Source organism: Mesorhizobium sp. M0174, from assembly GCF_040322275.1.
GTDB lineage: Bacteria > Pseudomonadota > Alphaproteobacteria > Rhizobiales > Rhizobiaceae > Mesorhizobium.
The window spans coordinates 1-15,137 of record NZ_JAMYTB010000042.1; the positions used below are offsets into that span (position 1 = coordinate 1).

At 60.6% G+C, this 15,137-nt stretch carries 18 protein-coding genes and 4 pseudogenes; 13 read left to right on the forward strand and 9 right to left on the reverse strand.

The genetic code is table 11. From position 1 onward, the window contains the following. The 4 genes and pseudogenes from NKJ13_RS30740 to NKJ13_RS30760 form a co-directional block, all read right to left on the reverse strand. A pseudogene (locus NKJ13_RS30740) lies at positions 1-191 on the reverse strand (P-type conjugative transfer ATPase TrbB); the annotation flags it as partial. Continuing rightward, entirely contained in the window at positions 188-601 is a 414-nt protein-coding gene (locus NKJ13_RS30745) for a CopG family transcriptional regulator (RefSeq protein ID WP_352509270.1), read from the reverse strand. The gene NKJ13_RS30745 and the pseudogene NKJ13_RS30740, both read right to left, overlap by 4 nt. Before the next feature lie 120 nt (positions 602-721). Continuing rightward, positions 722-2,749, reverse strand: coding sequence for a conjugal transfer protein TraG (locus NKJ13_RS30750; protein ID WP_352509271.1), 2,028 nt, complete (start codon positions 2,747-2,749; stop codon positions 722-724). A 970-nt stretch (positions 2,750-3,719) separates the two neighbouring features. Then, positions 3,720-3,953 carry a hypothetical protein gene (locus NKJ13_RS30760; RefSeq protein ID WP_352508341.1) on the reverse strand — a complete coding sequence of 78 codons (234 nt, stop codon included), beginning with the start codon at positions 3,951-3,953 and terminating at the stop codon, positions 3,720-3,722. A 172-nt stretch (positions 3,954-4,125) separates the two neighbouring features. Between NKJ13_RS30760 and NKJ13_RS30765 the strand changes: the two genes are divergently transcribed. Beyond that, positions 4,126-4,443 carry a KTSC domain-containing protein gene (locus tag NKJ13_RS30765; RefSeq protein WP_352508340.1) on the forward strand — a complete coding sequence of 106 codons (318 nt, stop codon included), beginning with the start codon at positions 4,126-4,128 and terminating at the stop codon, positions 4,441-4,443. Positions 4,444-4,758: 315 nt separating this feature from the next. Here NKJ13_RS30765 and NKJ13_RS30770 read toward each other — a convergent pair whose 3' ends face one another. After that, the gene (locus tag NKJ13_RS30770; protein WP_352508339.1) at positions 4,759-4,947 is read right to left on the reverse strand and encodes a hypothetical protein; all 189 of its coding nucleotides are present in this window, start codon (positions 4,945-4,947) and stop codon (positions 4,759-4,761) included. Continuing rightward, positions 4,934-5,242 carry a hypothetical protein gene (locus NKJ13_RS30775; protein WP_352682161.1) on the reverse strand — a complete coding sequence of 103 codons (309 nt, stop codon included), beginning with the start codon at positions 5,240-5,242 and terminating at the stop codon, positions 4,934-4,936. Before NKJ13_RS30775 ends, NKJ13_RS30770 begins: the two co-directional genes overlap by 14 nt. 176 nt (positions 5,243-5,418) lie before the next feature. On the opposite strand from NKJ13_RS30775, the gene NKJ13_RS30780 reads away from it, so the two are divergent. Next, positions 5,419-5,757: a hypothetical protein gene (locus NKJ13_RS30780; protein WP_352457937.1), complete on the forward strand. Its 339-nt coding sequence runs from the start codon at positions 5,419-5,421 to the stop codon at positions 5,755-5,757. Between the two features lie 296 nt (positions 5,758-6,053). On the opposite strand, the gene NKJ13_RS30785 is transcribed toward NKJ13_RS30780, so the two are convergent. After that, entirely contained in the window at positions 6,054-6,425 is a 372-nt protein-coding gene (locus NKJ13_RS30785; protein ID WP_352508346.1) for a hypothetical protein, read from the reverse strand. A 31-nt stretch (positions 6,426-6,456) separates the two neighbouring features. On the opposite strand from NKJ13_RS30785, the gene NKJ13_RS30790 reads away from it, so the two are divergent. The 3 genes and pseudogenes from NKJ13_RS30790 to NKJ13_RS30800 all read left to right on the forward strand — a co-directional run bounded on the left by NKJ13_RS30790 (position 6,457) and on the right by NKJ13_RS30800 (position 7,930). Then, a complete protein-coding gene (locus NKJ13_RS30790; RefSeq protein WP_352516145.1) occupies positions 6,457-6,585 on the forward strand; it encodes a helix-turn-helix domain-containing protein in 129 nt (42 codons plus the stop codon). A gap of 232 nt (positions 6,586-6,817) precedes the next feature. Beyond that, a pseudogene (locus NKJ13_RS30795) lies at positions 6,818-6,982 on the forward strand (diguanylate cyclase); the annotation flags it as partial. Between the two features lie 735 nt (positions 6,983-7,717). Then, positions 7,718-7,930, forward strand: a complete 213-nt coding sequence (locus tag NKJ13_RS30800; protein WP_352516152.1) for a DUF982 domain-containing protein — start codon at positions 7,718-7,720, stop codon at positions 7,928-7,930. Positions 7,931-8,329: 399 nt separating this feature from the next. Here the strand turns inward: NKJ13_RS30800 and NKJ13_RS30805 are convergent, their stop codons facing one another. Then, the gene (locus tag NKJ13_RS30805) at positions 8,330-8,887 is read right to left on the reverse strand and encodes a 5'-3' exonuclease (RefSeq protein ID WP_352508345.1); all 558 of its coding nucleotides are present in this window, start codon (positions 8,885-8,887) and stop codon (positions 8,330-8,332) included. 153 nt (positions 8,888-9,040) lie between these two features. On the opposite strand from NKJ13_RS30805, the gene NKJ13_RS30810 reads away from it, so the two are divergent. The 3 genes and pseudogenes from NKJ13_RS30810 to NKJ13_RS30820 all read left to right on the forward strand — a co-directional run bounded on the left by NKJ13_RS30810 (position 9,041) and on the right by NKJ13_RS30820 (position 10,357). Beyond that, entirely contained in the window at positions 9,041-9,289 is a 249-nt protein-coding gene (locus tag NKJ13_RS30810; protein WP_352516146.1) for a cyclophilin-like fold protein, read from the forward strand. Positions 9,290-9,439: 150 nt separating this feature from the next. Then, positions 9,440-9,653 (forward strand): annotated as a pseudogene (locus NKJ13_RS30815) (alcohol dehydrogenase catalytic domain-containing protein); the annotation flags it as partial. A 446-nt stretch (positions 9,654-10,099) separates the two neighbouring features. Next, entirely contained in the window at positions 10,100-10,357 is a 258-nt protein-coding gene (locus tag NKJ13_RS30820) for a hypothetical protein (protein ID WP_352508334.1), read from the forward strand. A 340-nt stretch (positions 10,358-10,697) separates the two neighbouring features. Here NKJ13_RS30820 and NKJ13_RS30825 read toward each other — a convergent pair whose 3' ends face one another. Next, entirely contained in the window at positions 10,698-11,555 is an 858-nt protein-coding gene (locus NKJ13_RS30825) for an alpha/beta fold hydrolase (RefSeq protein WP_352779420.1), read from the reverse strand. Between the two features lie 104 nt (positions 11,556-11,659). Here NKJ13_RS30825 and NKJ13_RS30830 point away from each other — a divergent pair, with 104 nt between their 5' ends. The 5 genes and pseudogenes from NKJ13_RS30830 to NKJ13_RS30855 all read left to right on the forward strand — a co-directional run. Continuing rightward, positions 11,660-12,847, forward strand: coding sequence for a YihY/virulence factor BrkB family protein (locus tag NKJ13_RS30830; protein ID WP_352508332.1), 1,188 nt, complete (start codon positions 11,660-11,662; stop codon positions 12,845-12,847). 62 nt (positions 12,848-12,909) lie between these two features. After that, positions 12,910-13,478: pseudogene (locus NKJ13_RS31720) on the forward strand (transposase); the annotation flags it as partial. Between the two features lie 229 nt (positions 13,479-13,707). Next, entirely contained in the window at positions 13,708-14,055 is a 348-nt protein-coding gene (locus NKJ13_RS30845) for a hypothetical protein (RefSeq protein ID WP_352508329.1), read from the forward strand. Between the two features lie 4 nt (positions 14,056-14,059). Further along, positions 14,060-14,455, forward strand: coding sequence for a phage holin family protein (locus NKJ13_RS30850; protein WP_352508328.1), 396 nt, complete (start codon positions 14,060-14,062; stop codon positions 14,453-14,455). Continuing rightward, positions 14,452-15,137 (forward strand): hypothetical protein (locus NKJ13_RS30855; protein WP_352779422.1); only part of this gene is annotated, 686 nt, incomplete at its 3' end. The genes NKJ13_RS30850 and NKJ13_RS30855, both read left to right, overlap by 4 nt.

Consider the following 15,137-nt stretch of genomic DNA (forward strand, 5'->3'; position numbering starts at 1 on the left):
GCCTCAGAAGGATGCATGTGCACGCCGGTGTCGACCCGGCCTTCACCCAACCGGTCGAGCCGCAGCGCACCGTCGGGATTGACCATCACCTCAATGACGGTCGCATCGGCAAGGGCTTCGGTGATCGCCGGACCCATGGCGGTGCGCAGCATGGCGCGGCGGCGATGGTCGGCTTCCGGATGAGAACTCATCCTTCCCCTCCCCTGCGATCGTCGGTGCCAAGTGACCGTTTCCCGGAAGCGATTTGGCGGCCGACTTGTTCGACGAACTTCTCGAAGCGCTCCTGGGCAATCGCTTGCGTCGCCTTGTCCGGCACCGGCGTGTGAGCATGAAGCGTGATCGAAAAGCGGATGAAGCGCGCCAGGCTCTCCAGGATCATCTCGACATCGCGCCTGACATGTCCGAGGTCACGGGAAAGACGGTCGAGCCTCTTGCCGTAGCGGTGGTCGAGTTCATTCTCCCCACGCCGCTCGATAAAGGCCTCGACCGCGTGCGCCACAATGGCCGATTTGGTGGTCGATGGATTGCGGCTGAGGTTCTCCAGCTTCTCGCTCAACTCGGGTCCAAGCAAAAACTGGTGACGAATGCGGTGGGGCTTCATGCTGCTTGTTCCCTCTGACCGGCGCTGATGCACCGGCGACGGGAACGAGCATCGTCGAGATCCTCGAAATCGCTTACGGCCGTTATCTACGCTGAGATGCGCCCGCGTATGGCGCGCCGTTCAGAAGCCGGGCACGATGTCCTTGTCGTCGCCCATTCCCTCATTGAGGCCGTACGCACGTGCTGCGGTGGAAATCCGATCCATGACGCGCTTGTCGGCGAGCGTCTCGCAGTCATCGTCTGCGGGCGTGAACAGATCGCCATGATCAGGCTCCTGGGCGACGAGGGTCCGTTCTTCGGGCAGGCCCGGATGGCGCTGCTGCTGGACACCTCCGTCTTCGATTGCCGCGCCGGCACTGTCGTCGTCGCCAGCAAGACGCCGATCCACGCCGCGCACCTGTCCGCTCCAATCGTCCGGGCGCGACGTGGGCCGATCCGCGTAGGCACCGTCGCGCAGCACCGGCGAAGGCAGCACTCGCTCCGTGAAATTCGGATCCTGGTAATAACGCAACTTCTTGGCGCGAATCGGCGGCAATCCCGAAACCAGGATTAGTTCGTCAGCCTGCGGCAACTGCATCACCTCACCCGGCGTCAGCAGGGGGCGAGCGGTCTCTTGGCGGCTTACCATGACGTGGGACAACCAGGGCGCCAACCGATGGCCGGCATAGTTACGCATCGATCTGAGTTCCGTCGCGGTACCGAGCGCGTCCGAGATGCGTTTGGCCGTGCGCTCGTCATTTGAGGAAAAGGCAATCCGCACATGGCAATTGTCGAGAATGGCGTTGTTCTCGCCATAGGCCTTGGAGATTTGGTTCAACGATTGCGCTATCAGATAAGCGCGGATGCCGTAGCCTGCCATGAAGGCGAGCGCAGTCTCGAAGAAGTCGAGCCGACCGAGCGCCGGAAATTCATCCAGCATCATCAGGAGCTGATGCTTGCGGCTCTTCTTTGGATCGCCCTCCAGGCGCTCGGTCAGCCGCCGGCCGATTTGATTGAGCACCAATCGCACCAGGGGCTTAGTGCGGGAGATATCCGACGGCGGCACGACCAGATACAGCGACATCGGTCGCTCGGCATCCACAAGGTCGGCAATGCGCCAGTCGCAGGCCGATGTTGCCGCGGCCACCGTTGGATCACGATAGAGCCCGAGAAACGACATGGCGGTCGAGAGAACGCCTGAGCGCTCGTTCTCTGACTTGTTCAGCACCTCACGAGCCGCCGAGGCCACGACCGGATGGACCTGGGGCTTGTCCACCGTGCCGAGGTGGTTGGTGGTCATCATCCGCTGCAGTGTCGCAGCGAATGAGCGTTGCGGGTCCGACAGGAAGGTGGCGACACGGGCGAGTGTCTTTTCCTCTTCGGCGTAGAGCACGTGCAAGATGGCGCCAACTAGAAGTGAATGACTGGTCTTCTCCCAATGGCTCCGCCGCTCCAGCGCGCCTTCCGGATCGACGAGAATGTCGGCGATGTTCTGAACGTCGCGGACCTCATCTGGACCTTTGCGCACTTCCAGCAGCGGGTTGTACCGCGCCGATCTCGGATCGGTCGGATTGAACAAGAGACAGTGCGAGAACTTCGACCTCCAGCCAGAGGTCAGCTGCCAGTTCTCGCCTTTGATGTCGTGAATGACGGCCGAGCCGGTCCAGGAAAGAAGGGTTGGAACAACGAGTCCGACGCCCTTGCCCGAACGTGTCGGCGCAAAGGCCATGACGTGTTCCGGTCCGTCATGGCGCAGATAGCGATAATTCAGTCCGCCAAGGAAAACGCCGGCCGGCTGAAACAGCCCCGCCTTCTCGATTTCCAGCTTCATGGCCCATCGTGAGGACCCATAGGTGGTGACCAACCCCCGCTGCCGTGCGCGCCAGAGGGACCCAGCTATCGCGGCGGCACAGCCCAGGAACCCACTGGCTCCGGCAAGTATGCCAGCCTTGTCAAAGACCTCAGGCGCATAGGCGTCAAATTGGAACCACCATTCGAACAGCTTCCACGGCTGGTAGATCGGCCAGCCGACTGTCACAAACCATGGTGCGCCGAGTGACGGCTGATAGGAGAGCATGTGGGCGCACCATTGGGTTGCAGTCCACACGCCAAGAATGACAATTGCGAATACGACAGCGATCTGCCCAATCAGCAACTTCGTGGGTGTCAATGGCTTGCTCCGCTCTTCTGGCCAGACGGACCAAACATCGCGCCGAGCGATGAGAATTCGAACGGCCGCTACGTGCGACCAGGTGCGATGACAAGGTTGATAGGCATTATTCAGCTGCGAACAGCGAAAATCCGCCGCAGCAACCGATCGGCGGTGCCAGGTACGCGGTTAGGTCGCAGAAGATGTTGGGGCTTCAGGCGCGGGCACATTGAAGATGTGCTGACAGACAAACCTTTGGAGCCGACGCGTTTGTGCGAGTAGCGAGCTGAAGGGCTCGGCGAGAAATCGTCGTTCTCAATCGGGCGACGGGGGATACATCGGCGAAGACAGGGAGGATGGGCCAGACCGAGCCGACGGAAAGGTCGTAGCCAAGGCGGCCTTGGAGCGCATAGCGCCTGGCCGGGAGGCCGCCGCCAGTCAGACTTACGCGGCGCGTCGTTGAGCGAGGTGAAGACCCGAACGGGCTCGACGAGGGTCCACGGCGGTCACAATGTGGTGGTGGTGATCGCAGTAGACGCGATCCGGCGAAGTTGGCCCAGCACAAAAACGATAACCGCCGGGTACAGAAGCGTCTTCGCTCACCGGGAAGCGGCACTGATAGAGGCCTAGCTGAATGAGGGGGACATCTCTCGAAGTTGGTCTGATATTTTCAGGCATGATGGTTTCCTAGTTCGTAGCAGTTACCAGCTGACGGCCGCAGTGCGACCCGTCGGGACGAGCTTCTCTCGTTTTGGAGGGCTATGGGTCACCATATGGTGTTGGTAGCACCATCAATGAAGCCCTACGCCCTGCTTCTGAAGCCAATAGTTTGCGACTTAAGGCCACACGCGCGAACGCATTAGCAATCTACCATCGTGTCCCCGAGGCACTCGCCCGCCGCGGTTTGCCGGCGGCGGGGTGGCACTGGCTTGTGGGGCCCTAGGCCCACTCGCGGCGCTCGCACTGGATCTCGGTGCGGGTTTCCCTTGTCTCATCGCCCTGTCAGCGCCTTGCAAATGAGCGAAACCAAGCTGTCGCGCGCTCGCTCGTGGAGTGCGCCTTTCGGCCGCCATGCAAGGAAATCATCAACGCTCATCCAATCAGCCGGGTTTGTGTCGGCGTCTGGCTGGCTGAATTCCACATACAGATGCAGTTCGTCCGGCACGAAGACGACCCTCCACAATCCTTCGATGTCATTGGCAAGGTTGTAGGCGAGGACGGTCATGGCGGGGCACTCCTTTCGCCGTGGAGCGTGCCTATCTCACGGGAAAATTCCATCGCCAGAAGTTGGTATTGACGCTCCCGCTTTCTCACAAATCCAACGTCCGCATGATGCCGAAAGGTGCAGCTAGCTTTTTTGTATCCTGGTTGGAACACGGGACCGCCGCGCAAGTTCGGTGCACGCAGCCATTCCTCCCCTCCAGGTATTGCTGCAGATCGGTATCCCGATCGGCCCGCGCTCCCCGCAAGGCGCGGGCCCTGGGGCTGTGGTGCTCATGCCATCTACTTCGATCCGCAAGATGGAATATGATCGGGATAGAAGAACCCTCTCGGTGTGGTTCGTCGCCAGCCGTAAACGGTACGAGTTTGAGGGGGTACCGCCGGAAACCTTTGCCGCGTTCCGGGCCGCGTTCGCCAAGGGCCGCTATTTCAACGACCACATCCGCAACAATTTCCGCTACCGTCTGGTTGCGAGCGATAGCGACCCGGGATGACCTGACCTGCCGGCGGCTCAGTCGTCCTATCGCTCCAACCGGCGGTTGGTGGACGCGTTGCCGCTGTGGCGCTTAGGGTTGGTTACGGTCCGCGCTCACTTGGCAAGCCCACCCCCCGCATCCCCCCGCCTGGTGCAAAGCGTTTGATCGGTCCCGCCGTTCTGGCAGTGCGGCGGGACTTTTTTGCGGTCCAGGTGGAGCATCGGCGCGCGGGGAAGGCGCGGTGCACGCAGCACCCTTTTCTCATCCAACGTACGTCGGTGGCGCGCTGAAGGGTCTCAATGACGGTCTGCCGCCGGAGCTCAATTAGCTGGACTATTGCTCGACCGGAAGCGGCTGGTGCTGCGGCTCAGCGTGATGAAAGACCTGTCCAAGATCGCGCGCGTCGAACGTTTGGCCGCAGACTGGGCAGTAGACCAAGTGCTTCGACTCGTCCTCTACCGGCCCGTCATGCGGCCTGCCCTCATAGCCGGTCGCGATGTTGTCGGTTCTAATCCGGGGCATCGACAAGTGCCTTTCGTCGTTTTGGCGGCCGATATTTCTCCATTAGCCGGACCTTGTCACGGTCGACCGTGACCAGCGGCCCGAGGTCGATCGTCACGGTGTCCTCGTCGATGCGCGTGACCTCGCCTTTCAGGTCGATTTGCTGGCCTCGGTTCACCTTGGTGTGGTCGATGATGGAATGTGGGAAGTCGTAACCTGGGATAGAGACGCTTACGCGGTCCTCTGTTATTGTTATCCGCCTTCGAACCCTGGCCGTAATCGCCACCTGGTCACCAATGCCTATTCCCCGAGCCATGCCATGGATTCTGGTGCGGGCAGTGTCCTCTTCAAGAGGCTTCTAATATACGCCCGCAATCGTAAGGCTGACCTACGACCAGAGTTACAAAAGTTGAACTTCATCGGGGAACACTCCTTCTGTCTGCCTGTTCAATTTGCCAGGCGCATCCCGCGCATTCAGACAGGAGAAAGATGATGAAACGCATCCTTTTGGCTTCGGCCGTGCTGGCGGTGTCGGCCGGGCTTTCCTTTGCCCAGACGACTAGCGGAACTTCGAGCGGAACCTCGACCACCACAACCATGCCCAGTACGACGGATCAGGGCACCGGCACGACGAGCAGCGGCACCAACATGTCCGGCGATCAGGGCACCGACACGACGACCACCAGCGGCACCACAAATCCGAACTCGGCCAGAGACTGCGCGCCGGGCCAGCAGACTGGCAGCGCTCAGCAGGCGGCGCCTGGTCAGCAGGACACGACAGCCAATACCGCGGCGCCGGGCCAGGTGAAAAAGACCGACGAAGGTTGCTGATTGGCACATCGGCTCGGGTTGGAATCACCAGCGTGTGGCTGGCTGATCTCCCCCGACCACCGCCTGAACTCAACTCGGCTGGCGAGCAAGTTCCCGCCAGCTCAACGTTCTGATGCTGAAAATACTGGACCAGATCTATGCGTTCTCACCGTGGCGCCAGCGAAGCGACGACACCGGGGCGGGACAGGCGAGGCCGCTACAGCTCCAGGCTTGTCTTCCCGGTGCGCACGGCGTCGACGACTTCGCTCATCGAGTCGAGGACGAGCTGGCCGACGATCCCCATGCGGATCAGCAACTCAGGGTCGATCGAGGGACGGCCGATCGGGCAGGCCGCACCCTAATACCCAGGCGGAAAGGCCACGCCCACGCCTGGACACGGCCAGTGTATAGCGGCGGACTGCTTGCCAATGAGCTCTAGTGATGTCGAGCGCCCGCTGCGCCGATATGAGCGTGGAGGCCACGAACAGGCGTTTCAAAGGTCTGGCCTGATCGCGCCGGTTGATGATGCGGATAAAGGCCTGGTGGCCAGGCATCAGCGGCTCGGCCGCCGCCACGATCTCGGCCTGCCGCCACTTGTAGAAGGGCGCCAGATACTGGCGGATGGCCTTGAGCGTAGCGTCATGCTGGAGCGCCAACGGATCGGGATCGATGCCGCCAAAAGGCGACAAGACCAAGTACCCAGGACCGAAGCCAACAGCGATGGGGAAGCGCGACAAGATCGTGAAGTTGGATGCCGAGGGCATGACCAGAACAGCGATAGCCAAAGGAACTGGGGTCAGTGAGCGGAGCGTTTATCGGGAGCTTCAGGGGACCGGTGAGCGCCGATAGGTGACCACTAGGACTACGAGGCGAATTAGGCCCCACCAGACTATGAAACGCTCCTCTCCCAAGCTGACCCGCGCTCTTCCGTATCTTGACCCTCAGCTTCAGACGCCTGTCGAGGAAGTGTTCGACGCTGGCCATCACCCGTGCGCCCGCACGCTCGCTGCGAACATAGAGGGCAGTCGTCGGCGTAGCGAACGAAGCAGTGCTTGCGTCGCTCCAGTTCCTTGTCGAGTTCGTCCAGCATTCCGACTTTGAAACATGGCTGATTTCCACACAGTCGCGGCGGGGCAAGACCGGCTTTTAAGCGTTTGAGACGGATCTCATGGATGGTCGCTGGCTCTGGATGACGGAAACGGATCAAAACGACGGCTGGATGCTCTGCATAGCCAACGAGATCACAATCTGCGGCTTCGGAAGCGAGGCTAGTCTCCATGACGTCAGGGCACGCCGCCGCTTCCGGTCTGCCAGCCTGACGCATGTGTCAACAGTTCCGAGCCGAAGCACTGCACCGCCCTCCCAGCCAAAGAAAGTTGGCTCGCCCGACTGGCAGAAGAAGGCCTCGATGCTTCGCGCCTTCGCGGGGCCGTCAGCCAGACCATCGCCGGTGGGCCGCCGAAGGAACGTGGCATCCTTGCCGCGCTGCGCCGATCCCGCTGCCGGAGCCGATCTCCAGGTCAAGATCTGATGCGACATCTGCTCGATACAAACCGCCTCGGAGCCCCTGCTCTAAAGGAGGGCCCAACGAAACGACCATAATCTTTTCATCTCCTCCCTCACAGCCGTCGAATTCGTCGCGGTGTGCTTGAGAAGCCGTCGGCAAGCGGCGTGACGAGCTCGAAAAATAGTTCGCGGCGTCGGACGGTGCACAGATGCTTTTTGCCGGCCGGGTCCTGTTGTACGACGAGAGGATGGTCCGGCTAGGCAAAGTGCCGGGCCCAAGGAGAGCCAGCTCAGCCTCAATCGCATCGGCCAGCGATTCTTTGAATTCGCGGTAGTCCACATTCATGCAACCACTGCCCTTGTCTTCGCGTTTAGCTGCGTTCAATCGTGGGGAGCGACAAGAATGCGGGCCTTCAGTCCAATTACAATCTGCCTCAATCGCAACCTGACGGTGGTCGCGTCCATAGCCGACGCAATGAAGGTGCTTCAGCAACCATGGCCTAGAATGGGAAAGCCGGGGCGGCTCAACGCGATCCGAATGGTCGAGGAGTCCCTCGCCGGGCATTGCAGCCAGCAAGCTGCGCTCGAGGCCTTCAAGGCGGCCGCGGCTGAACAGGGACTCCTTAGAACAAGAGGGACCACCGCAGGTCTGGGGAAAATTGCGCGGATGGTTGAAGATCTGATGTGAGGTCATGCCGGCCTCCCTAACACTGAAGAGCCGCCCCACTTGAAGCCCGAAATACTGCCTTCTCCCGCGGCAGCCGAAACGCCTCAAAACGGGCTATTAGCCTGGACGTGAGAAGGCCCTCGCTGTACAGTCTAAATGAGATCGACTGGTCGTCGTAGGCCCGTCGAAGTCAACGGGCTGGACCAAGCGTGTCAAAGGCACGACTGGCGAAGAGATCGTGCCCAGCAGAGCGTGAGGGATCGCGATGCCAAGACCGATGCCGTCGAGCCGAGACACTCGCGGTCGAAGAGACCACGGAGAATCATCTGCTCATCAAGCCCAGTTCTCCGCGCAATCCTGATCGCGATTTTTGATAAGGTGCAGCCGCACTGTTTGGCCAGCGCAGAAATTCACCGTCGGTTAAGTGGGTCCTGGCTGTCCCGGACGCGGACAGCCGAGCGTCCGTGCGAAGCGTCGCGAGATTTTTGAACAAAAGCGCGAGCTCTCTACCTTACCGAGGGCTTCAGGCGGAAAGCGTTCAAGAGGGCCGTAGCGGCCAAGCAGCCGGGCAGCCGAGACCAGGCCGATGCCTTCGAGACCCGGATAGCCATCGGCGGCATCACCGACGAGCGCGAGGAAATCTGGAATGAGGGCCGGCTCAACTCCGAACTTCTCGCGTACACCCGCGCCATCGCGAATTTTCTGGGTCCTGCGGTCTACCTGGACCACGTGGTCACCGCGGACACACTGCGCGAGATCCTTGTCCGGCGTCCAGATGCACGCCTTCTGCACGCGCTCATCGGCAGCCGCGCTGTGCGCCGCGGAGGCCAGCGCGTCGTCGGCTTCGAGCTCCATCATCGGCCAGACCGCCACTCCCATCGCCGCCAAGGCTTCCTCGAGGGGGTGAAACTGCGCGAGCAACGCCGGCTCGATGCCATCCCCGGTCTTGTAGCCGGGCCAGAGCTGATTTCTAAAGATTCGACTACATGATCGGTAGCCACCCCAACGTGTGTGGCGCCATTCTCGATCATCTCCAGCACTGTGTTCAGCACGCCGACGACGGCGCCAAACGGCTTGTCATGGCCGTTGTTGAACCGGCGTTGGCCGTAGAAGTGGCGAAACAGTTCGTATGTGCCGTCCACTAAATGTACGATCATTGCAATCCTCGAGGAAAAGCATCCGGCCCGGTCTGCAAAGCTAGACGACAGTTGGCCTTCTCCAAACCTTCAAGTAGGTGCGCTCCGCGAACAACGAGAAGATCAGCTACCTGCCGCGCAAGCTCAGCGAAGAGGGCAGCGGCCCGTTCGGGACCTCTGCTACTATGCACCTTGGGGCAAACTTGCGATCTTCTACGCCGGCTACCACTGGTCCAGGGATTGATTAGGCTCGGTCGCATCGACGGCGGCTTCGATCCTCTGCTGGTGGGAGGCGAATTCCGCTCCGCATCGAACTCCTCTCCTGATCCCATACTGACGACAGGACAACAACAATGCTTGGAAGCTTGGAACAGTTCTTTATGGTCCTGGCGACATCCGCTGCGATGAAGTCGCCGACCCGAAGGTTCTTCATCCGACTGACCCATCATCCAGCTCTCGGCGACCTGCATTTGCGGCTCGGACCTGTGGCCGTATAGGGGGATCCAGAATGTCGAAGCCCCATGCACATGGGTCAAGAATACTGCGGCATCGTCATGGAGGTCGGCAGCGAAATCAGGACGGTTCGTCCCGGCCAGTTCGCTGGCGGAGAGTTGGCTTTCGAGTTTGCTGAGGCCGAGTGAGACGGCGCAAGCCACCTTGATGTTCTGAGTTCGCTCTGCACTGGGGTCATACACCTTGATATGGTCTTATGTCCTAGGACAGAGGACACACCGCATGAATGGGATGAAAAGTCAGGATATCGTGATGCTTCTGAAGCTCGTGAGCTTGCAGGAGCAGGAGGGGCAAGTTGGCTCCGGGGAGCTTCATTGGAGCTTCTCGGGCGAGGCCCCGTACTCAGTTCGCGGCCTGGAATCGCTACCCGGGATCAGCAAAACGAGATCGACGCTTCGATCAAGCGAACCCTCTCGTCGGGACTCGCCATCAAAGATCGAGATACGGGCCGAGCCAATCCCCCTCGCCGCAATCTACACAATTTTCTCGTCCACGGACTGAAATTTGTGTTCCCCGCAAGGCGGGCGGCATCACGCGCGGCATGCCGACGGCCTTTGCCGCGCCAATGCTAAAAGGACTGCTGATGAGCGGCGGTGAGTACATCCACATCTGGCCGTTTGCGGAAGGCCGGGATATGGGCCAATCGATCGAGCCCTTGTTCAAGAGCGTGCCTGAAGCTGTTCCGAAAGATGAGCGGCTGGACGAATATCTTGCGCTTGTCGATGCGATCCGGCTCGGAAACCAGCGGGAGGTGGGCCTTGCCGGTGAGCGGCTTTCTGAAAGGCTTCTGAAGAAATGACTACCATCAGAGGCGAGCTGCTCCACATGCTACAGATAGTAGCCGAGGCGCTGGGAAGCGACTTTCGGGAGCGTCTGATATTTGTGGGCGGATGCACGACCGCTCTTTTCATTACCGACGAAGTCACGCTTGGGGATGTCAGGGCGACGGACGATGTCGATCTCATTGTCGATCTACTCCGCAAAGCGCGGTGTTGGTCGGAGATAATAGAACCTTATACCGCAATCCAACTTAGCTAGTTGTAATGTCCCCTCCTCTTTTGCCGCAGCCAGGAATGCCCTGCAGGCCTCCTCCGGCTCCATCTGACGCTGCCCCCAGTTTCTATCCATTTTTGAGTTCCTCAGCCCTCCAGGAACGCCAGAAGCGCCGCATTCACCGCGTTGCTCTCTTCGCGTTGAACCCAATGCGTCCCCTCCTCGAAAGTCTGCAGGCGGCCATCGTCGCAAAGGGCGAGACTGCGCTTGGCCAGCCCGGATTCCAGAGCCTGGTCCTGCATCCCCCACATAACAAGAGTGGGCGTCGTGATCCGCTCCTTCAGGCTCGGGCGAAAGCGCAAGGCGCGATACCAGTTGAGCATGCTGGTCAGCGCCCCCGGCCGCTCCCAAGCCTGCCGATATTCTGCAATCTCCTCTTCTTCGAAGGCGCCTTCCCGGCTGGATGTCCTGAGTGCTCGTGCGAGCAAGGCGGAGCGCCGCGCACCCAAAACGGCTTCGGGCAGCAATGGGATCTGGAAGAAAACCACGTAACTGCTCCGCAGAAACTGCGTCGGAGATCGCAGGGCATGGGTAAACACCACGTCGGGATGGGGCGCATTCAGGATGACGAGCTTGTCCAGGCGATGAGGCAACTTTCCCCCGGCGGCCCAAGCGACGATGCCGCCCCAGTCATGGCCGGCGAGGTGAAACCTTCCGATGCCGAGCGCGTCGGCCAAGGCGAAGACATCGCCGAGGAGCTTGGGGAGCGTGTACTCGCGGATGCCCCCTGGCTTGTCGCTGGTGTTGTAGCCCCTCTGGTCGGGAACGATGACCCGATATCCGGCGGAAGCGAGCGTACCGATCTGCCGTCTCCAGCCGATCCAGAAGTCCGGGAAGCCGTGCAGGAGCATGACCGGCTTACCCCCGGCAGGCCCGGCCTGAACGACATGAAACCGAATGCTTCCGGCGTTGACGAACTGATGTTCAGGCGCGAGCGAGATCATGGCTGGTAACGCGAGTGTCCTAAAACTGATCCAGCGCAATGAGGATTATCAGGCTGTCGTCCCGACAACATGCACGCTCAGCCGTCGCATCCCAGCAGATGGGCATGGGAGCCGAAGGTCCAAGTGGGGATGCCGCGAGTGTTTCTGCAGCCGGGGTGTTATTTGCAAGCGCAGGTCTGCACCTGCATCCTTTGGCGCTACTATACGTTTCCCTGCGACGAAGGTGCTCCGGACCGGCGGCCATGTCGAAGAAAACAACCGAGGACGCTTACGAAGGTAAAGTGCAACTTGAGCGGCCGCCCGACCCGGAGGGCCGGGGACGCAATGCCGAATGGCCGTCAGAGATTCCTGGCCGCGGCTGGAAGGACGTGCTGTGGCGGGTGTTCGCTGAGCTCACCGAGGACCGTGTTATGCTTATCGCGGCCGGGGCCGCATTCTATCTGCTTCTTGCCTTCTTTCCAGCGCTTGCCGCCTTCGTGTCCATCTACGGTCTCGTCGCCGATCCTCAGACCATCGCTGAGCACGTTGCGTTCCTTGGCGGCGTACTGCCCTCGGGAGGTCTGGATATTATCAGATCTCAGCTTGCGTCCTTAGCCGCTCAGAAGACTGGCGCGCTCAGCTTCGGCTTCATCTTCGGCCTTGCCGTCACACTGTGGAGCGCCAGTAACGGCATAAAGACGCTATTCGAAGCCATGAACATCGCCTACGAGGAGAGTGAAAAGCGCGGCTTCATCCACCTGAATCTCCTGGCCTTGGGCTTCACACTTGGCGCCATCCTCATTGGCATCGGCTTTATCGTCGCGGTGGGGATTGTGCCGGCCGTGCTTGCACTGCTGAACCTCGGCGGCTGGATCGAAGCCCTTGTGCGGATCCTTCGATGGCCGATGATGCTCATCATGGCTGGCGTTGGGACCACGCTGATTTACCGCTACGGGCCCAGCCGTGAAAGGGCAAAGTGGAAATGGGCGACATGGGGCGCCTTCCTCGCGGCTGTGGTCTGGATCGCAGTCTCGATAGGATTCTCCTACTATCTTGAAAACTTCGCCAACTACAACGCGACGTATGGAGCCCTTGGGGCAGTGATCGGCTTGATGATGTGGACTTGGATTTCTGTGATTATCCTGGTTGTAGGTGCGGAGCTGAATTCCGAGATGGAGCATCAGACAGCGATGGACACCACCACAGGTGCGCAGCAGCCGATGGGTTCGCGAGGTGCCACGGTCGCCGACACGCTGGGCGGATCGGCCGATGACGCCGACCAGCAGTCGCGTTTTGACGAGCGCAATGCGTAGCGCGCAGCTCACTTTGCATGCCATGGTCAAGCGGCTGTAACCACGCCGCGGAGCGTGGCCCAGAACGGCTCAAGCCGCGGGCCCGGCTTGCCGAGGTGACAGGCGATCTCACCATCCAGAAGCAACGCAAAAGCGCCGTCGCCGATGCCGAACCCCTCGCCAGCCTCGACGAGGTCGTTGTTCTGCTGAAGCGTCAGAGCCACCGACTTGAAGGCGAGATCGCCTCTCTACGCGACGACGACCCGCTGTGGGCCTGTCTCGATTAGATCTTCCGTCCGGTCAACGGTGTCGCCCGCGTACTCCTGATGGCCGAGTTGTCCGAGATTGGCACCCTTTCCAATAAAGCCATCGCCAAACTCGTAGGCTTGGCGCCGATCGCCAGTGACAGCGGGAGGCGCAGCGGTCGAAGACCGGTGCGCGGCGGCCGTGAAGGTCCGCGCAGCCTCTCCTCGTCGCGCTCACCGTCGCCAGATATGGTCCCCACCTCGGCGCCTTCCATCAGAGTTGAAGCAGGCAGGGAAGGGACAGATGGGTGATTCGCATTGCGCTCGCCCGCAAGCAACTCGTCATTCCCAATGCAAACGCACCCGATCCGCGCACCGAGTTCGAAAATGCAACTTGGACACCCTAGCCAGTCGCTCATTGGGAACCAACGGGCCTTACCTCCGTTTGCTCCTCGAATGGAGGAAACCATGAACAACCGGAATTCTGAACGGCGTCCCCCAACTGCGGTAAGGACTGGTGACGGTACCTCGGAAGACATAGGAGCAACCGTAAGGGGCGCCTTATCCAAAGCGTCGGACATAGCACAAGGGGCAGCGGGAACCGCCAAACGGGCGGCCGCTGGTGGCGCGTCCACCGTGACCAATCAGGTGAAGGAGATGTTGGACCGTCAGGTCGGCAGCGGCGCCGAGGTGATGGGCCAACTGGCGAGTTCGACCAAACGTGCGGCCGAGGACCTCGACACAAATGCACCGATCGTCGCTGGGGTCGTGCGCACCTTCGCCAATAGGCTTGATGGATACGCAGACGACCTGCGAGACAGATCCGTCGATCAACTGGTTCTTGCAGCGTCCGATTTGGCCAGGCGCAAGCCGGGTTTGGTGTTTGGGCTGGCCGCCGTAGCGGGTTTTTTGACATTCCGCACGCTGAAGAGCGCGCCTCCCGCTTCAGAATCCATCAAGGAAAGGCGGCCGGGAGCGAACTGATCTGATGGCACAGGAACAACTGAAGAATTCGCCTCTCCCTCAAGCACTGTCGGCAGTGTTGGCGGACGCCGCGGACCTCTTTCAAAAAGAGTTGCGCCTGGCGCATGCGGAGCTGTCCGCCAACGTCTCAACGAAGCTCCAAGCAGGTGTGTGGATGTCTGCTGCTGGCGCGCTGGGAGTGGTCGCCGCTCTGCTTCTAATGCAAGCCCTCGTACTTGGAATCTCGAGCTTAGGGATAGCCCTGCACTGGTCGTGTCTCATAGTCGCGACCGCAACGGCGGCTGCCGCTGTTTTCGCCTACTATAGGGGCCGCGCTGATGCGCAAAAAGAACTTCTGCCGACACACTCTATAAGCCAAATAAAGCAGGATATTGCGACAACCAAGGAGCAATTAACATGAGCCGCAATTCACAGGTCCAGGATTTTGGAACGAAAGAATGGCTTCTCAGCTCCGCTAGGAACAATCCCGAAGGCCTTCTGCTCGTCGCAGCAGGGTGCGCGCTGCTAATGCGCAGCCGCGGTTCAAGTGCCGGGCATCGCGAGCAATCCCGTGGAACCAACGGGCGCCAAAATGCTCCGCACGCACGCACCGCCAGCGGCGGGGCGTCAAAAGCGCAGGAACAGGCTAGCGAGACAGCTGAGGCCATGCGCGACAATTTAGCCGGCATTGGGGAGAAGGTGAGTGAAACCGCAAGTCACTACGCATCATCCGCCGCGTCATACGCAGAACAGGCCGGTCGCTCCGTATCCGAGAAGTCAGGGCGCGTGGTGCAGCAAGCCCAATCAACGTTGCAAGACACGATTGGCCGCATGGTGGAAGAACAGCCATTGGCTTTTGTTCTGGCCGGCTTCGCAGCCGGTGCCGCCATAGCTGCTGCTTTGCCGGCCAGCGATGTCGAGAGGCGCACGCTCGGCCCAGCAGGAGAGCGATTGACGGATGCTGCTGAAAAAGCTGGGGAACGCTTGAAGTCCTCGACATCAAAGGCGGGCGAACGGCTCAAAAGCGCCGCCGAGGAACATGGGCTGAATTCGGACGGCCTGAAGGAGGTCGCAAGGGACGTTGCGGGCGCCTTTGGAAGCGC